The 17,857-nt window shown below is 42.7% G+C and carries 14 protein-coding genes; all 14 read left to right on the top strand.

The genetic code is table 11. The features are described from left to right. Window positions 1-236 precede the first annotated feature (236 nt). The 14 genes from ACQ2HE_RS12285 (at window position 237) to ACQ2HE_RS12220 (ending at window position 17,782) form a co-directional block, all read left to right on the top strand. Window positions 237-770: an LOG family protein gene (locus ACQ2HE_RS12285; RefSeq protein ID WP_430899038.1), complete on the top strand. Its 534-nt coding sequence runs from the start codon at window positions 237-239 to the stop codon at window positions 768-770. 407 nt (window positions 771-1,177) lie between these two features. Then, window positions 1,178-1,780: a hypothetical protein gene (locus ACQ2HE_RS12280; protein WP_430899040.1), complete on the top strand. Its 603-nt coding sequence runs from the start codon at window positions 1,178-1,180 to the stop codon at window positions 1,778-1,780. A gap of 525 nt (window positions 1,781-2,305) precedes the next feature. After that, entirely contained in the window at window positions 2,306-2,707 is a 402-nt protein-coding gene (locus tag ACQ2HE_RS12275) for a response regulator (protein ID WP_430899042.1), read from the top strand. A 23-nt stretch (window positions 2,708-2,730) separates the two neighbouring features. Continuing rightward, window positions 2,731-2,895, top strand: a complete 165-nt coding sequence (locus ACQ2HE_RS12270) for a hypothetical protein (RefSeq protein ID WP_430899044.1) — start codon at window positions 2,731-2,733, stop codon at window positions 2,893-2,895. 477 nt (window positions 2,896-3,372) lie between these two features. Further along, window positions 3,373-5,463, top strand: a complete 2,091-nt coding sequence (gene recG / locus ACQ2HE_RS12265) for an ATP-dependent DNA helicase RecG (RefSeq protein WP_430899046.1) — start codon at window positions 3,373-3,375, stop codon at window positions 5,461-5,463. 63 nt (window positions 5,464-5,526) lie between these two features. Then, a complete protein-coding gene (locus ACQ2HE_RS12260) occupies window positions 5,527-9,159 on the top strand; it encodes a DUF7948 domain-containing protein (protein WP_430902451.1) in 3,633 nt (1,210 codons plus the stop codon). A gap of 397 nt (window positions 9,160-9,556) precedes the next feature. Further along, the gene (locus ACQ2HE_RS12255; protein ID WP_430899050.1) at window positions 9,557-10,627 is read left to right on the top strand and encodes a PorP/SprF family type IX secretion system membrane protein; all 1,071 of its coding nucleotides are present in this window, start codon (window positions 9,557-9,559) and stop codon (window positions 10,625-10,627) included. A gap of 412 nt (window positions 10,628-11,039) precedes the next feature. Beyond that, the gene (locus ACQ2HE_RS12250; protein WP_430899052.1) at window positions 11,040-12,569 is read left to right on the top strand and encodes a S10 family peptidase; all 1,530 of its coding nucleotides are present in this window, start codon (window positions 11,040-11,042) and stop codon (window positions 12,567-12,569) included. A gap of 1,191 nt (window positions 12,570-13,760) precedes the next feature. Beyond that, window positions 13,761-14,930: a tyrosine-type recombinase/integrase gene (locus ACQ2HE_RS12245; protein WP_430899054.1), complete on the top strand. Its 1,170-nt coding sequence runs from the start codon at window positions 13,761-13,763 to the stop codon at window positions 14,928-14,930. Between the two features lie 255 nt (window positions 14,931-15,185). After that, window positions 15,186-15,557 carry an ArsR/SmtB family transcription factor gene (locus ACQ2HE_RS12240; protein ID WP_430899056.1) on the top strand — a complete coding sequence of 124 codons (372 nt, stop codon included), beginning with the start codon at window positions 15,186-15,188 and terminating at the stop codon, window positions 15,555-15,557. Beyond that, window positions 15,554-16,171, top strand: a complete 618-nt coding sequence (merTP, locus tag ACQ2HE_RS12235; RefSeq protein ID WP_430899058.1) for a mercuric transport protein MerTP — start codon at window positions 15,554-15,556, stop codon at window positions 16,169-16,171. The genes ACQ2HE_RS12240 and merTP overlap by 4 nt, the downstream gene beginning before the upstream one ends. Then, window positions 16,171-16,383 carry a GDCCVxC domain-containing (seleno)protein gene (locus tag ACQ2HE_RS12230; protein WP_430899060.1) on the top strand — a complete coding sequence of 71 codons (213 nt, stop codon included), beginning with the start codon at window positions 16,171-16,173 and terminating at the stop codon, window positions 16,381-16,383. Before merTP ends, ACQ2HE_RS12230 begins: the two co-directional genes overlap by 1 nt. 422 nt (window positions 16,384-16,805) lie before the next feature. Next, window positions 16,806-17,129: a hypothetical protein gene (locus ACQ2HE_RS12225; protein ID WP_430899062.1), complete on the top strand. Its 324-nt coding sequence runs from the start codon at window positions 16,806-16,808 to the stop codon at window positions 17,127-17,129. Window positions 17,130-17,347: 218 nt separating this feature from the next. Next, on the top strand, window positions 17,348-17,782 hold the full coding sequence (locus ACQ2HE_RS12220) for a hypothetical protein (protein WP_430899064.1): 435 nt from the start codon (window positions 17,348-17,350) through the stop codon (window positions 17,780-17,782). The last annotated feature ends 75 nt before the right edge of the window (window positions 17,783-17,857 follow it).

The raw sequence follows: 17,857 nt of genomic DNA, 5'->3' as shown, positions 1-17,857 counted from the left end.
ATTCAAGCTTACGCTTGCAAGGAGCTCCGCGAGCTGACGCTCGCTCGGCTTTACGGACAGACAGAGCGTTTTGAACGACCTTGTAGTGGTCGCATATCTGTAGCACCGATAAACGTAAACAGTGCAAACGACCCTGGAGGGGTCGCATGTTGGTAGCAACGATGAACATGTACAGAGTAAACGACCCTGGAGGGGTCGCACATCAGTAGCAACAGCAAGAAAAAAATGAAATGAATATGAAATCAGTTACAGTGTTTTGCGCATCGAAGAATGGGATGAATCCTGTTTATAGGGAAGAGGCGATTGCGTTGGGGAAATTGTTGGCAGAGAAGGGCATTAAATTAGTGTATGGCGGCGGGAAAGTGGGATTGATGGGCGCCATTGCCGATTCGGTATTGAAACATGGCGGAAAAGTGATGGGCATTATTCCGGAATTATTGGTGGAATGGGAACATCAACATACGGGTATACAAGAACTATTGGTAGTAAAGGATATGCATGAACGTAAGCGATTGCTATACGAACATGGCGACGCGGCCATTGTGCTTCCGGGCGGATTCGGGACCTTGGATGAAATGTTTGAAATGCTTACCTGGAATCAGTTGAAAATTCATGATAAAAAAATCTATTTGCTGAACTCGGGTGGGTTTTATGATGGACTGGTGACGCATTTGAAGAAATTAGAAGAAGAAGGATTGTTGTATGATAGGTTGGAAGAGAGAGTGGTGGTGGTGAGTGAGGTTGGGAGTATTGGTGTTAGGCTTTGGTGAAAGTTGTAAGTTTTAAGTTTTTGAGTTTTTGAGTTTTGTTGCCATAGGCTTTAGGTTTTTTGACCACAGATAGCGCAGATTTTACAGATTGACACAGATTAGCCTCTTATATTCAATCAGCCTGATTGTCGGTGCTGGTACACTATTAATTGCTTTCTTTTTTCACCGCAGCGGCGCAGCGGCCGCAGCGATTACGCAGCGCTGGCTTATCCTCGTTCCTCGCTTCCTCTTATCCTCGCTCCTGATCTCTCGGCTGTTTCATTATTAATTATTACTTATTAATTATTAATTGCTTCTGAACTTTTTCTTAAAATTCACAAACTACTTTAAACCCTGTTAACGTTTGTATATCTTAGTGCTTGGTATTGGAATAAAATTTGATTGAAAGACACAAAAAGAAGTAAAAAATGAAAAAATACCTTTTGTTAGCTGTAGCAGTGATGGTGATGAGTGGGGCATTTGCACAGGAAGAAGCGGAGGAAAAGGGTGGATTTAATCCGGATAATTTGTTTACCGGGGGAAGTATTTCTCTCTCGTTTTTTAATAACACGTTCTTGGTGGGTGCGAGCCCAATGTTGGGCTATAAACTTGGTGGATTTGCAGATGCGGGTTTGCTCATGAATATTCAATATTCGTCGATTCGGGATTATGCGGTTTTCGATGATCGGTTGAGACAAACCCTTTATGGTGGGGGCGCCTTTGCGAGAGTGTATCCATTGCCGTTTTTATTTGCGGTGGGTCAAGTGGAGCATAACTGGCTAACTCAAAAATACCTTCCACCAGGCAATACAGGTACTACAATCCGAACCACCGATCAAGCGAACAGTGTGTTGGTGGGTGCTGGTTATTGTAGTGGTAGATTGAGAAAAAGCAATACCGGATTCTTTTATATGTCGGTGTTGTGGGATGTTTCGGGAAATGAAAATTCGCCGTATACAGATAGCTATGGAAGAGCGGTGCCGGTGATTAAGGCGGGGGTGAATATTCCGTTGTCGTTTAAGGCGAAATAGGGGTTAGGCTTTAGGTGTTTAGGCCTTAGGTGGTTGGGCTTTGGGCTTTAGGCTTTTTTGACCACAGATAACGCGGATTAGTATAGATTGACACAGATTGGCCTCTGATATTCAAGCAGTTTTATTGTTCATTTTTGAACCGCAGCGGCGCAGCGAACGCAGCGGTTTCGCAGCGCTGGCAATTCGTCTGTATTTCCCCAATTTCTTTCTCTGCATTTCATTCCCAAATTCACCAATTAGCTCGCCGGCTGTTTCATTCCCTCATTGACTAATACTCAAATTCACAAATTTCCTTCTTCCCCCTCTATTGGATTTCTCGAAATTATATATTACTTTTACCGCATAAGGCTTGAAGTTCTTGTCTATCTCACTGACAATCAAGCTGTTCACATCCTTCGAAACACCTCTCAATTAGATCATTTCCCTTTAAACATGAATTTGGTTCGCGAGAACATTTCTGTCCATTCCTGTTAAAGACTTCTACGATCTCCTACCCTTTCATTCCATGATTCTAACCGTAGAAGGATGAAAAAAGATATTCTTGTAATTGATGATCAAAAGTCGACCCGCTTTTTACTATTAAGCGTGTTGGGTGGCGATTTTAATGTGGTGACCGCTCCGGACCATCATTCGGCATTTTACATGCTGTCGAAAAAGAAATTGCCCGACCTGATCATTGTTTCTACTCAACAAACAGATATGGCCGATTGGGAATTGATTGAACATTTCATTACCCATCGTAGCTATAAAGACATACCCCTCTTGGTTCTTTCCAATTATTCAAAAATTGAAACAACCAAGCGGTGCCTGCAAATGGGCATTCAAGAATACTTTCTGAAGCCCTTCAATCCACTGGATTTATTGAATACTGTACAACGAATGATGGACACTCCTGCTTTCTACGCGTTGAAGCGTACAGCAGGCTAACGGAAATGATCAACTGCTTATTTATGGATTTGAACAAATTACTGAACTCAACCGAAACTCCTGTTATGGCTACTAAAGCAAGACGCATCACCGCCAAACCCCATTTCAATAAAAAACTGTCGGTTTTCCCGAAGAGAAGAACGTCGTTGATATTGTTGTCGATGATGAGGAGAGCGAAGAAGAACTGAGATAATTAATAATTAATAAGTAATAATTAATAATGAAACAGCCGGGTTAATTAATAATTAATAAGTAATAATTAACAATGAAACAGCCGGCAGTCAGGTTGATTGAATATTGGAGGCTAATTTGTGTTAATCTGCACTAACCTGAGATATCTGTGGTGAAATAGAAACGAAATCTCTAATTGACTACCTGTCGTTTAAATTTTCTAACAGTTTACTCAACCGCAACGTAAGGAAGCCCTTCGACTCAACCTTCGGTTGGCTCAGGGACCACGCAAAGGTGCGCAACGAATGTCGCTGCGAAGCAGCAAAAAAACTCAAAAACTTAAAAACTTAGAACTTTCACTAAAGCCTAACCACCTAATGCCTAAAGCCTATCGCCACAACTAAATCCCCACCACCACCCCAACAGCTTTTCATTGCAACCATGGTTCTCCGTAACTTTGCCAAAAAATTACCATCGTTCCCGGATCGCACATATTGAGTACGCCTATTGAATATTTAAAAGGGGTGGGACCCCAAAGGGCCGATTTGCTCAAAAAAGAGCTTTCTATCTTCACATTTAAAGACCTGTTGGAATGTTATCCTTACCGACATGTCGACAAAACCCGCATCAATCGCATTTGTGATATACATCTCACTACCGAATACATTCAAGTGGTGGGAAAACTGGTGAGCCATGAAGTAGTGGGTACCAATCGCGCAAAACGACTGGTGGCCGTAGTTACTGATGGCACCGGAACTTTGGAACTAACCTGGTTTCAAGGAATCAATTATGTCCAGAAAATTTTAGGGATTGGAAATACCTATCTTATTTACGGTAAAGTGGGATTCTTTCAGGGGCAAGCACAAATCACCCATCCTGAAATTGAAACTTATGTTGCCGAAAACAGTCAGGGTAAGGCCTACTTAGAACCTGTTTACCCTTCTACCGAAAAATTAAAAGCGCGCGGACTAGGCGGCAAGAATTTCTCCAAATTGGTACACGCCTTATTAATGCAATTGCGCGAACGCGATCTACCTGAGTTCATGCCTGAGTCCATCGTAAAAGAATTGAATCTTCCCTCAAGATATGCCTCCATTAATGCGGTTCATTTTCCTGCCAATCAGGAAAGTTTTGAATCGGCCCTCAATCGAATCAAGTTCGACGAATTGTTCATTGCGCAATTGAGAATGGGATTGATGAAGGCACAACGCCATCGCTACAGCAAAGGAGTGGTGTTTGAAAAAGTAGGCGATTGTTTTAATACGTTCTACAATCAATACCTGCCCTTCCCCCTAACCGGTGCGCAGAAACGAGTGATCAAAGAAATTCGGCAAGATTGCGGAACGGGAAAACAGATGAATCGATTGTTACAAGGAGATGTGGGCAGTGGTAAAACCATTGTGGCCTTGTTGGTGATGTTGATTGCCGTTGACAATGGATTCCAAGCCTGTTTGATGGCGCCTACTGAAATTCTCGCGCAACAACATTATCAGAACATCAGCAGGCTTTTGAAAGAAATGGACATTGAAGTGGCATTGCTCACCGGATCGGTAAAAGGGACTGCTCGCAAAAAAATATTGCAGGATTTAGCGGAAGGAAAATTGAAACTGATCATTGGAACCCACGCGGTATTGGAAGATCCTGTTCAATTTAAGAACCTCGGAATAGCCATTATTGATGAACAACACCGATTTGGTGTAGCCCAGCGTGCAAAATTGTGGGGAAAAGCATCTATACCTCCGCATGTATTGGTGATGACCGCAACGCCCATTCCAAGAACATTGGCGATGACAGCTTACGGTGATTTGGATTATAGCGTGATCGATGAATTGCCTCCCAACCGTAAACCAATTTTAACCGTACATCGTTATGAGAGCGCGAGGCATCAGGTGATGGGATTTATGAAGGAGGAAATTGAGAAAGGAAGGCAAGTGTACATCATCTTCCCATTGATCGAAGAATCGGAAAAATTGGATTATGAAAATTTGATGCGAGGCTACGAGAATGTGCAGGCTTGGTTTCCGGAGCCGAAGTATTGGATCAGCATGGTACATGGGCGTCAGCCATTGGACGTGCGAGAAACCAATATGAAACGGTTCAAAGACGGAGAAACGCAAATAATGGTAGCCACTACCGTAATTGAAGTGGGAGTAGATGTGCCGAATGCCAGCGTTATGATCATTGAAAGTGCTGAAAAGTTTGGGTTGAGCCAGTTGCATCAGCTGCGTGGACGGGTAGGAAGAGGCAGTGAGAAAAGTTTTTGCATTTTATTAACGGGCACCAAACTAAACAATGATGCCAAAGAACGGTTAAAGACCATGTGCGCCACCAGCGATGGCTTTAAGATTGCGGAGAAGGATATGGAGCTGAGAGGGCCCGGTGAAATTGAAGGAACACGCCAAAGCGGCGAATATCAATACAAATTAGCCAATATCCTCAATGACAAGCCCCTGCTGGACCTCGCAAAAAAATGGGCTGAACAGGTAGCTGAAAACGATCCTTCTTTGGATTCGGCAGAAAATTTGCCGTTAAAAAACTACCTGATGGAGCAAAAGGGAAAGACTCCCTGGAGCAAAATATCGTAAAGCCGCTAGCCGGTGCCGTATAGGAAAACCGTGCTTTTATCGTTAACTTGTAAAAAACATCCTTTGGGCTGGAAAAACTATTTGCTGATTTTGGGTTTGCTTCTCTTCCCTACCCTGTTTGCCTGGACTCAAACAGGTAATTTTCAATTCGTGGAGAACAAAGGTCAATGGGATTCAAAGATCTTGTATCAGAGTGATGTTCCGGCCGGAGCGTTCTACTTACACAACAACGGATTCACCGTACTTCAACACAATGTATACGATTTAACCCGTTTGCAAGAGCGGATGCACATGCCCGGTGAAACTGCACATGGTGTGGGCCGAGATCCATTGAAACCCATTCAATTGGTTGAACCTCCGAAATCATCGATCAATGAAGTGATCACGCTTCACTCTCATGCCTATAAAGTAAGCTTTTTGGGAGCCAATGCAGCTATTCCTGTGCGTGCTGAAAAGAAGATGCAAGAATACAGCAACTACTTCATGGGAAATGACCCTTCGAAATGGGCCAGTAATGTTTCACAATTTGGCGCTGTTACTTACGCAAATGTATATCCTAATATTGACGTTCGCTATTATGCAGAGAACGGTAGATTGAAATATGATTTTGTTGTACATCCGGGAGGAAGGGTTTCCGACATTCAAATGGAATATGCGGGTGTTACAAAATTGAGTGTTAAGAAGCGCGAATTGATCATTGGCACTTCGGTAGGAGAAATTAAAGAATTGTACCCCTACAGTTATCAGTTTATTCCAGGTGTGGGCAAGAAAGAAGTGACCTGTGATTATGAGATTGTGCAAGACAGCGTGGTTCGCTTCAAAATAAAACCCTACGATGCCACACAAACATTGATCATTGATCCTACACTGATCTTTTCCACTTTTACCGGTGGTTCTAATAACTATGGTTTTACTGCCACTCCGGGACCGGATGGTGGCCTGTTTGCAGGTTGTCTCATTTTTGCGGCAGGATTTCCGGTAACGCCCGGGGCTTTTCAGAAAGATTTTGGCGGAGGCAATGCAGGAAGTAACCTACCAACCGATATTGGTATCATGAAATTTAACCCTACCGGTACGGCTCGCATGTATGCGACCTATTTAGGTGGAAATGGAAATGATTTTCCTCATAGTTTGTTTGCAGACCCTCAAGGGAATTTGGTGGTGTTGGGTAGAAGTTATTCTTCCGATTATCCAACTACAGTAGCGCAGGTTGGTACCGGAGGCGGAGCCGATATTGTTGTTACGAAATTGAATGCTACAGGATCGGCGCTAATTGGCTCGTTGAAAATTGGTGGCTCCGGTGCTGATGGAGTAAACATTTCCGACAATTTCGTTACACTGAATCACGTGCCTCAGAGTTTAAGTCAAAACTATGGCGATGAAAGTAGAAGCGAAGTGGTATTGGATGCCGGCGGCAATATTTATGTGGCTGCCAATTCCAATTCTTCTAATTTCCCTACTACCGCGGGTGCTTTTCAAACAACCAGAAGTGGTTTACAAGATGGTGTTGTACTCAAAATTAACCCCAATTGTAATGCTGTAATTTGGAGTAGTTATTTAGGAGGAACAGGTGATGATGGTGCTTATGTACTGGAGATCAATCCGGCCACACAAAATATTTTTGTTGCGGGTGGAACCGCTAGTAGCAATTTTCCCGGCATTTCCGGTGGCGTACTTCAAGGTACGTTCAACGGTGGGTTGAGTGATGGTTATGTAGCAGAAATTGCAAACAATGGTTCTGCTATCATTCGCTCTACGTATTTGGGAACAACGGCCCTCGATATTATTTATGGAATCAAGTTCGATCGATTGGGATTCCCCTATGTAATGGGAATTACACGTGGCACCTGGCCGGTTGTGAATGCCACTTATAGCAATGCCAATAGCAAGCAATTTGTTGCCAAACTTCAACCGAATTTATCAGCTTTCGTGTATTCAACGGTGTTTGGAAGTGGTGCGCCAAAGCCGAATATGTCGCCCGTAGCATTTCTGGTAGACCGTTGTGAAAACGTGTACATCTCCGGTTGGGGTGGATGGATCGACAATCGACCCGATCCATATGATATGGCAGGTGTAGCAGGTATGCCTACCACAACCGATGCAATTAAAAAAACAACCGATAATAAAGATTTCTACTTCATCGTAATTCAGAAAAATGCTTCCGCCCTATTGTATGGAAGTTTCTTTGGTCAGGATGGAGGTGAAGGAGAACATGTGGACGGCGGAACCAGTCGCTTTGATGCCCAAGGGGTGATTTACCAAGCGATATGTGCCAACTGTGGTGGAGGTGTGAATTTTCCGACAACGCCCGGTGTAGTTGCTCCCGTGAATACCTCGGGAGGATGTAACCTCGCTGCAGTGAAGATCTCCTTCAATTTTGCAGGTGTGGCATCGGGACCGAAAGCTTTTATAAATGGAGTTCAAGATACGGTGGGTTGTTTACCACTGACCATCAATTTCCGAGATACAGTAAAGAACGCTAAAAGCTACGAATGGGATTTTGGTGATGGTAGTGGTACAATTCGAACTACCAATACCGATATTTCGCACACTTTCACAGCAACCGGAACCTATACCATTCGATTGATTGCTGTCGATTCGAATACTTGTAATATTCGAGACACCGCGTTTATTCATGTACGTGTAAGAGATGATAAGGCGAATTTGAACTTCACCAATACCAAATTGCCTCCTTGCGAATCGATCACCTATCGCTTTGATAATTTATCGACCGCACCTCCGGGCAAGCCATTTACGGGTCAAGGATTTGTTTGGGACTTTGGTGATGGCACGCGCATTAGTTCAGGAACGGGTTCTGTAACCCATGCCTTCCCATCGGCCGGAACTTATAAAGTAAAATTAATTTTAACCGATACCAATTATTGTAACGCACCCGATTCAATGAGTGTTGACTTGCGTATTGCCTCCAATGTGGATGCGCAGTTCCAAACCAACTTGAATGGTTGTGTGCCTTACAATGCACAATTCAACAATACCTCTTTGGCGGGAACCAGTTTCTTCTGGGATTTTGGTGATGGCACTACTTCTACCGAAATAAGTCCAACACACTTATACGCCAATATAGGCACCTATACCGTTAAGATGTATGCCACTGACCCTAATACCTGTAACCAGGTGGATAGTTTGATTGTGACGTTAACGGTGAACCCCATACCTACGGCTAATTTCAGTTATACGCCGGTAACCCCGGTGTTGAACACGCCTACTATTTTCACTAATCTATCGCAGAATGCGGTACGTTATAAATGGTTGTTTGGTGATGGTGATAGTACCTTGAAAAATACAGCAGATACCACCTTGCATCAATACAATATTTCGGGAACATACAATGCTTGTTTGATCGCTTACAATCAATTTGGTTGTACCGATACTATTTGTCAGCCGATACAAGCCTTGGTAAAACCCTTGTTAGATGTACCGAATGCCTTTACACCGAATCGATTTGGAAACAACTCCGTAATTGGTGTTCGTGGTTTTGGTATTGTGAAGATGAAGTTTACGATTTACAATCGTTGGGGTCAGGTTGTATTTTCCACCACCGATCGCAAGATTGGTTGGGACGGAACCTTCAACGGCAAGCCACAACCGATGGACGTGTATGCGTATACGTTGGAGGCGGAGTTTAGTGATGGAACGAAGGCGAGGAAGACGGGGGATATAACGTTGATTAGATAGAGGAGCGAGGAACGAGGAGATGAGGAGCGAGGAGAAAGAACAGGAGGAGGAACAGGGGGAGAGAGTTAAGAATTAAGAGTTAAGAATTAAGAATTAAACAGCCGGCGAGATCAAGAAAGAACAGGAAGAAGAACAGGGGGAGGCAGACGAGGAAGGAGGCTGGTTTTGCGAAGCAAAAGCAGTCCCGCAGGCGAAGCCGTTGCGGGAAACGAGGAAATACAGGGGGGATTGCCAGCGCTGCGACGCCGCGGTAAAAAAACAAGAAAAAGAACTTTGCGAATTCTTTGCGGGCTTGGCGAGCTCTGCGGTGAACCAACATTAAAACTTAGTTAATGATTGCTAAATAGGGTTTCAGTGGCAAACCTTTCAGGGCATTTAACAGTATATTTATAAGCGCATGAACGATAACCGGAACATAAAAAGTGTGATCAAGAATTGGAGTGCTCGCATTGGAATGATGTGGGTGCTGGGCATGGTATGTTCGGTTTCAGCTACAGCGCAGGATCTGCATTTCTCACAATGGTACAATACGCCACTTGTGACGAATCCGGCGAATACCGGTTTTATCCCCGATGCAGACTATAGAATTGGTGCCAATTACCGCAATCAATGGAGCTCGATCATGAGCATTCCCTATAAAACCATGAGTATTTGGGGTGATGCGCAATTGTTCCGCGATCGCATTGAAAGTGGATGGTTGGGCGTTGGTGGCGTGATCATGCGCGATGTGGCCGGAAGCGGAAGTTTGAGTTCTACCAAAGTATACCTATCAACAGCCTATCACCAAATGTTGGGCGTAGCGCATTTGTTGAGCTTTGGTGTGAATATGGGCTGGTCGAACAAGCGCATCAACACTTCTGAATTGAAATTCCCTGACCAATTCGACGGTCAATTCTTCGACAATACTTTGCCTACCAGTGTGGTGATTGATGCACCGAATAATAACTACTTGGATGTACAGGCGGGATTGAACTATGCTTTCTTCCCCAACGATAAATTGTACATCAACGGAGGGGTTTCGATGTGGCATTTGAACAGACCCAGAGAAAGTTTCTTCACCACTGATCCGGTTGGTTTTGATAGCAGATTGCAACCGCGTTATTCTGCGTTTGTGAATGCGAGTGTGAAAGTGAGTGAATCGGTGATCGTGAATCCGATGGGGTATTATAGTAGACAAGCGGGTGCGAGTGAGATGGTGATTGGGGGCTTTGCGCAGTTTGATTTGGGAAATAGTGGAGAGAATCAGTTTTTAGCGGGGATCTATATGCGTCCGGGTGATGCGTTTATTCCTTTGGTGGGTTTGGAATGGAAGGGTGTTCGGTTGACGTTTACGTATGATGCTACTACTTCTAGCTTGAGTCAGTTTAATAATACGAGAGGTGCGTTGGAGTTTGCGTTGATGAAGAGAGGGTTTTATAGTGAGTATAATGGGGATAAGAGGCAGAGTTTGTGTCCGAGTTTCAGATAAGATGTTAGGCTTTAGGCTTTGGGTGTTAGGCTTTTTTTGACCACAGATAGCTCAAATTATACAGATTGACACAGATTAGCCTCTGATATTCAATCAGTCTGATCGCCGGCTATTTGCTCCTAAATCATAGTTTTTTTACCGCAGCGGCGCAGCGGTCGCAGCGGAAACGCAGCGCTGGCAGTCTCTCTGTATTTACTCTATTTTCCTTCTCCCCTTCCCACAACTGCCTCGCTTCGCAATTTTCAGCCTCCTTTCCGTATTCCCCCTGTTCTTCTTCCTGTTCTTTCTTGATCTCGCCGGCTGTTCAATTATTAATTATTACTTATTAATTATTAATTACCCCGGCTGTTTCATTATTAATTATTAATTCTTAATTATTAATTACCTTCCCTTTCCAACCAAAAATAGACTTATGAGAAAATTGTTGATGGTACTTGCGGTGGCAAGTCCGTATTGCTTGATGGCGCAGCCGAAGTCGGCGCCGGCTACTCCCCCAGCCCCGGTTAAGGAAGTAAAAAATGCAGGACCGGATGTGAATTTTAATCCGGATGCAGTGGTGGTGAGTGCACATGAAGTAACCATTAAAGGGCAGAAAGTGCCGTATAAGGCAACTACCGGTACCATGCCGGTGTGGAACGAAGATGGTAAGACCATTGCCGGATTGTTTTTCACTTATTACGAAAGAACGGATGTAAAAGATAAAACCACAAGACCTATTGTGGTGAGTTTTAACGGTGGACCGGGATCGGCATCGGTGTGGATGCACATCGCTTATACGGGACCGGTGGTATTGAATATTGATGACGAGGGCAATCCAATTCAACCTTATGGATTCAAAGACAATCCCAATTCCATTTTAGATGTAGCCGACATTGTGTATGTAGATCCCGTGAATACGGGTTTCTCGCGCATTGTAGACAAGAATACGCCCCGTTCTACTTTCTTTGGTGTGAATGCCGATGTGAAGTATTTGGCGGAGTGGATCAATACTTTTATGAGCAGGTACAATAGATGGGCTTCTCCCAAGTATTTGATTGGTGAAAGTTATGGAACCACGCGGGTATCGGGATTGGCGTTGGAATTGCAGGAAAGTCAGTGGATGTATTTTAACGGCGTGGTATTGGTATCGCCTACCGATTTAGGTTTAACGAGAAGTCCGCAGCAAGCAACCGCCCTGAGATGGCCTTATTTCGCGGCGACGGCCTGGTATCATAAGAAATTACCGGCCGATTTGCAATCGAAGGATTTGACGGCTATGCTACCGGAGGTAGAGAAATTTGCGATGGGAGAATTGTTGGTGGGCATCAATAAAGGCAGTTTGATCACTGATGCCGAGCGCAAGGATTTGGCGAAGAAGATGGCGCGTTATTCGGGACTATCGGAAGAAGTAATATTGCAAAACAACTTTGATGTATCCACGCAATTGTTCTGGAAAGAGTTGTTGAGAGCGGAGGGCTATACGGTGGGTAGATTGGATTCAAGATATAAGGGCATTGACAAGAAGGATGCGGGTGATCGTCCGGATTTCAACTCGGAGTTGACCAGTTGGTTGCATTCCTTCACTCCTCCCATTAATATGTATTTACGAGAGGAATTGGGGTACAAAACGGATCTGAAGTACAATATGTTTGGTCCGGTGCACCCTTGGGACAACAGCAACAACACTACGGGAGAGAATTTGGGCAAGGCGATGCGTTCGAATCCGTATTTGCATGTAATGGTGCAATCGGGTTATTACGACGGTGCCTGTGACTATTTCAATGCGCAGTACAATATGTGGCAGATCGATCCATCGGGTAAGTTGACCAGCAGGATCAGCTTTAAGGGCTACCGAAGCGGTCATATGATGTATTTGAGAAGAGAGGATTTGGTAAGCAGCAATGAGGATTTGAGGGAGTTTATTCGGAAGAGTGCGAGTGGGGGGAAAGCAGCGAAATACTGATTAGGTGTTAGGCGTTAGGTGTTAGGCTTTAGGTGTTAGGCGTTAGGCGTTAGGCTTTAGGTGTTAGGTTTTGATCGCTGCGCGATTGGGGAATAAAAAATATGAAAGAGTAAGACGGCTGAGAGGCCGTCTTTTTTTTGTTGTAGTGGTGGTGTATCCGTTGCTTCCGCTGCGAAACCGCTGCGTTCGCTGCGCTGGTTCCTGAGCCAACCGAAAGTTGAGTCGAAGGACGCCGCGGTAAAGAAAACACAGTACAAATAGAGGTTAAGGGAAAAATAAACCTATCAAATAGTAAGTCATTCCCACTTAGCGCCCCTTCTCTACCTCCGTGAAACTTTGCGACTTTAGCAGCAGCGCAGCTGCGCCAAGCCTAAAGCCTAAAGCCTAATGCCCAATGCCTCAACCTTGATACCTGACCGAAAAGAACCCACCCCACCCCTACCAAACATTAACAAATCCCCATCAAAAAATCTCGTGTATACGACCTTGTGGTTATTAGGTAAATAAGTATATTTAGGGAACAAACCGAGTCCGAGGAGTGATCTTTACCTTCTCTTCAGGGACCGGTGTGTACATACCTAGCCGGTCTGAATTACAAAAACACATTTTCCTTCAAATCGGCTTACTAATTGAATATGAGTAGGTTATGATGTAATGTTGTAACTGAGAGGCACGAAGTGCGGGAAGACAGGAACGAGGAAGCGAGGAAGCGAGGAGACGAGGAGACGAGGAGACGAGGAAATACAAAGAAAGAAGAGGGGGAGGAACAGGGGGAGTTAATTAAGAACTAAGAAGTAAGAATTAAGAATTGAACAGCCGGGGCAATTAATAATTAATAAGTAATAATTAATAATGAAACAGCCGGCGAGATCAAGAAAGAACAGGGGGAATACAGGAAGGAGGATAAGAGGAAACGAGGGTGAGGAGGTAGACTATCCATCCTGTAAATCCTTTAATCTTGTAAATCCTGATCGCTGTCAGGTTGATTGAATATTGGAGGCTAATCTGTGGAAATCTGTTGTAATCTGGAGTATCTGTGGCAAAAAAAGGGAGGAAGGAAGTAGAAATTTATGAAGCGTAGCGGAGGACAGAGCAAATACTAAAGTTTGATATATGGTTAATAACAGGTTGTAAATTGATGAAAACACCATGAGTATGTAAGATAGGCGAGCTAGCTTTCGGGGCAAAAACGTGAAAGAAGTTCGCATTAAAGTAATGGATCATCGGGGTGCAAGATGCATTGGGATCTATTTTGAGAACTATAGTAGTTTAAATGGATTGCTGCGGAAAAAAATGGGTGCAAGGTGGAGTCAGACTCATAAATGTTGGTATGTAGGATTTAGCGAATCGAACTTACAAAGATTGCATCATTTGTTAAAGGAAGCGGGGTGTATTATCATTGAGGAGCAATTGGGAAAGGCAGGTGGAATGAGCAGGGAGTTGTCTGAGAAAACGGAAAGGGGTGCAGGTTATACGTTAGATCGAATCTACGACGTTAATAAGCAGGTGTTGGAAGATGTGCGTCAGCATTTGATTTTAAAGGCCTACAGTCCTTCTACCATACGCACCTACTTAAATGAGCTGCATGCATTTTTAGGAACCATAAAAGATCGTGATGCGCGAAGTTTTACGCCGGATCGGATCAAGGCATATCTCCAATATTGTTTTGAGAAGTTGAATCTATCGGAAAATACATTGCATAGTAGAATAAATGCTTTAAAGTTTTACTATGAGCAGGTATTGAAACGAGAGAAATTCTTTTGGGAGATTCCACGACCCAAAAAGCCATTACAATTACCTAAATTGTTGAACGAAGATGAGTTAACGCGTTTGTTCAATGCGTTACAGAATAAAAAGCACAAGGCTATGTTGTTTACAGCCTATTCGGCAGGATTGCGGGTAAGCGAAGTAGTGGCATTAGAACTATCGGATATTGACAGCAAGCGAATGCAGATGCATATTCGGAATGCAAAGGGTAAAAAAGACCGGTATGTAAATTTAAGTCCGGTTTTGTTAGACATTTTACGTCGCTATATTCAAGAGTGTGAGCCGAAGCCTAGAAAGTATTTGTTTGAATCTAGTCAGACCGGTAGCTCCTACCCTACTCGAACTATTCAGCAAGTGTTTTCGAATGCAAAGCAGAAGGCGGGCATCAGCAAATCGGTGGGTATTCACAGTTTGCGGCACAGTTTTGCAACTCATTTGTTGGATAAAGGTGTAGACATTCGGTATATCAAGGATTTATTAGGTCATTTTGACATCAGAACAACGGAGCGGTATTTACATGTAAGCAAAAAGAGCTTGGTAAACATTGTTAGTCCGTTTGATGATTTGTGGAAGAGTAACGAGATAGACTGGTGAATTGTACTAACAAACAATAAATTTTGTATATCACTAACCATATAGGAATCAAACACTTAGTTGTATAACAATTTTATGTGGGGATTCATATATTTACGTGTTAGCTGCAACCCTGTTGGACACTTCCCGTTTACTAATTGGACATTTTTTTCGACACTTCAAAACAGCTTTGTAACCTGTCTGACAATTTTGTATTTAAGTATTTGCTTAAATAAGTAATCTTTCCTACATTTGCCACAACAAAAAAATTTGACAATGGCAAACGACACTTGCATACGGTTACAGGCGGACATAGAACAAATTAAAAGTTGCCGTGAAAAATTAAAGACAAACTCAAAATCTTTTTTGCAGTTGGGGCAAGTTCTTGCTTTGGCAGGCAACGAAGTGCGGCTAAAAATAATGTTTCTACTTGAAGAAGAAAATGAACTTTGCCCTTGCGACCTAAGCGACATTTTAGGAATGAGCATTCCAGCTATATCGCAACATCTACGCAAACTAAAAGACGGAAACATCATTGAAGCCAGAAAAGTAGGGCAAACTATTTTCTATTCTTTACGCAGCGAACATTTAAAAACTTTAAGACCGTTTTTTAAAATTATTAATCAACAAAATTTGGCGACAGTATGACAACGAAAACAAAAAATAGTAAAGGTTGGGTTGCAGGTCTGTTGGCAGCAGTTGCTGCTTCGCTTTGTTGCATAACACCAGTTTTAGCTTTCTTAGGTGGTGCAAGTGGACTTGCTTCCTCGTTTTCGTGGATTGAACCTTTTCGTCCATATTTAATCGGTTTGACTGTTGCCGTTTTTGCGTTTGCGTGGTATCAAAAATTAAAACCAAAAAAACAAGTTGACTGCGACTGTGAAGCAGACAACAAAAAATCATTTTGGCAATCAAAATCATTTTTAGCAATCGTTACAGTGCTTGCAGGACTGGTAATTGCATTTCCTTACTATGCAAAAGTATTTTATCCAAAGCCACAGGAAGCAAAGGTTATTATTGTTGACAAAAGCAACATACAGACAGCAGAATTTAAAATAAAAGGTATGACCTGCGAAGGCTGCACAGAACATATAAATAGCGAACTTTCAAAAACATCGGGAGTGATTGAGTTCAATACTTCTTACGAAAAGGGCAACAGCCTTGTAAAGTTTGACAACAGTAAAACTTCCGTTGATAGCCTTGTATCCGTCATTAATAAAACTGGTTATAAAGTAACTTCTCAATCTGTAATCAACAACTAATGGAAAAAACTATCATACTTCAATCTGTTATTACTTGCCCCGTTTGTGGACACAGACAAGAAGAAACAATGCCAACAGATGCTTGTCAGTATTTTTATGAGTGTTCAAATTGTAAGACACGACTTAAACCAAAAGAAGGCGACTGTTGTGTTTATTGCAGTTACGGAACAGTAAAGTGTCCGCCTATTCAATTGGGCAAATCTTGTTGCTGACAGAGAAGGGTATGCAGCTAACAGGGGGTTTGCTGCTATGCTGGCTGACGAATATATTCTCATCTTTTTGTTCGCTATCAGCAGCAGTTCCAGCCGACGTAATTCTATTTAGCTTTTTGTTGTTAACTTCATCTTCATATTTTCAATCATCAGCGGTTCGGGGCTGGACGTTCAATGAATACCAGCACAGCAGCAAGCCCTGGCCGTTAGCTGCAATACATATGCGTCGAAAAATCTACATATTATACCTATTGATTATAAGCTTTTCTAGTGTTTACGGACAGTCAGCGATGTCCTACAGAACTTACTACGTACATCAACAAACATGTTATTATATCGGAACGAAAGAGATTGACTACTTGCTACATTTTAAGAATGATTCGACCGTTATATATATTATTTATTCCACTGATTATAAAAGCATGTATCAGACTGTGCTTAAGGAAACATATGAAGGCAAGTATAGCATTACAGGAGACACATTGTCTGTTATTTTAACATCATATATTTCCAAACAAAATAGACTAGGTCTAAAAGGAAAAAGCCAGATACCCGAAAAATTGCCTATAGCAATTAACAAGTCAGTTAACTATATAATTTCAGAAAAGCGTATTGACGCATTGAATTCCGTTTTTCCTTCATTAAAGTTGAGTCAGTATAGTATTTATTTGGACTTAGTAGCAAAATTTGAAGATTGGAAGGATAAAAAGGATCCTACTAGTGCAGAATTGGGACATTCGAAATAAATGTGCAGCCAACACCGGGTTTTGCGTTATGGCGGCGGACGCCTAAACCTGATCGCCAGTAATTCTAATCATCTTTAAACCAGGGCTGGGCTGAGGATCCCTGAATACCGCCACGAACGCAAAGCCCCGGCCGTAAGCTGCAATTTTGAGAGACTCCATAATTCATAAAGCACATTCCATAATAGCGACAGATATAAAAAAGCATTTTAAACTGACATATGAAAACCTTATTCCTGTTACCAACTCTACTCTTTTCGCTTTTATCTTTTGGACAAAGCGAAAAAAAAACTTTATTGAAATTTGACGGATACTATCAAACTGACTGTTATATAGAAAAAGGTGACGACGAGAGAACCCAAGATTATTTAAGATTTTATTCAGACGGAAAAGTAATTAATGTTGGTACAGACTGTGAAGGAAGTATAAACGACCTAAAAAATTGGTTTAATATTAGTGCTGAGCAAGTCGGTAAGGGTGACTTTGAGATTAAAGGCAGAAGAATATCTTTTTCAACTAAAAGCAAGACTGGAATTGTAAAGTATAGAGGACGGATAAAAAAAGACGGTGAGATTAAGTTAAAATGGAAAAGTCTTATAAATGGTAGCCGCGGACACAACAGTTATAAATTTATCGCAGTGACAGGCTTGACCTAAACTGCAGCTTACATGGGGTTTTGCGCATACTGGGGCGGACGAACAGTGTCTTTCAACTTTCCCAGCTCTGGGCAG

Source organism: Endoryza foliicola, assembly GCF_050589245.1.
Lineage (GTDB): Bacteria > Bacteroidota > Bacteroidia > Chitinophagales > Chitinophagaceae > Endoryza > Endoryza foliicola.
This window is presented reverse-complemented; position numbering and strand designations above follow the sequence as displayed.

Bases quoted from the DNA above. Each gene is read 5' to 3' on its own strand.
- ACQ2HE_RS12240 (WP_430899056.1), top strand. From the start codon at position 15,186: ATGGCAAACGACACTTGCATACGGTTACAGGCGGACATAGAACAAATT.
- ACQ2HE_RS12255 (WP_430899050.1), top strand. From the start codon at position 9,557: ATGAACGATAACCGGAACATAAAAAGTGTGATCAAGAATTGGAGTGCT.
- ACQ2HE_RS12230 (WP_430899060.1), top strand. From the start codon at position 16,171: ATGGAAAAAACTATCATACTTCAATCTGTTATTACTTGCCCCGTTTGT.
- ACQ2HE_RS12220 (WP_430899064.1), top strand. From the start codon at position 17,348: ATGAAAACCTTATTCCTGTTACCAACTCTACTCTTTTCGCTTTTATCT.
- ACQ2HE_RS12285 (WP_430899038.1), top strand. From the start codon at position 237: ATGAAATCAGTTACAGTGTTTTGCGCATCGAAGAATGGGATGAATCCT.
- ACQ2HE_RS12280 (WP_430899040.1), top strand. From the start codon at position 1,178: ATGAAAAAATACCTTTTGTTAGCTGTAGCAGTGATGGTGATGAGTGGG.
- ACQ2HE_RS12250 (WP_430899052.1), top strand. From the start codon at position 11,040: ATGAGAAAATTGTTGATGGTACTTGCGGTGGCAAGTCCGTATTGCTTG.
- merTP (WP_430899058.1), top strand. From the start codon at position 15,554: ATGACAACGAAAACAAAAAATAGTAAAGGTTGGGTTGCAGGTCTGTTG.
- ACQ2HE_RS12270 (WP_430899044.1), top strand. From the start codon at position 2,731: ATGGATTTGAACAAATTACTGAACTCAACCGAAACTCCTGTTATGGCT.
- ACQ2HE_RS12225 (WP_430899062.1), top strand. From the start codon at position 16,806: ATGTATCAGACTGTGCTTAAGGAAACATATGAAGGCAAGTATAGCATT.
- ACQ2HE_RS12275 (WP_430899042.1), top strand. From the start codon at position 2,306: ATGAAAAAAGATATTCTTGTAATTGATGATCAAAAGTCGACCCGCTTT.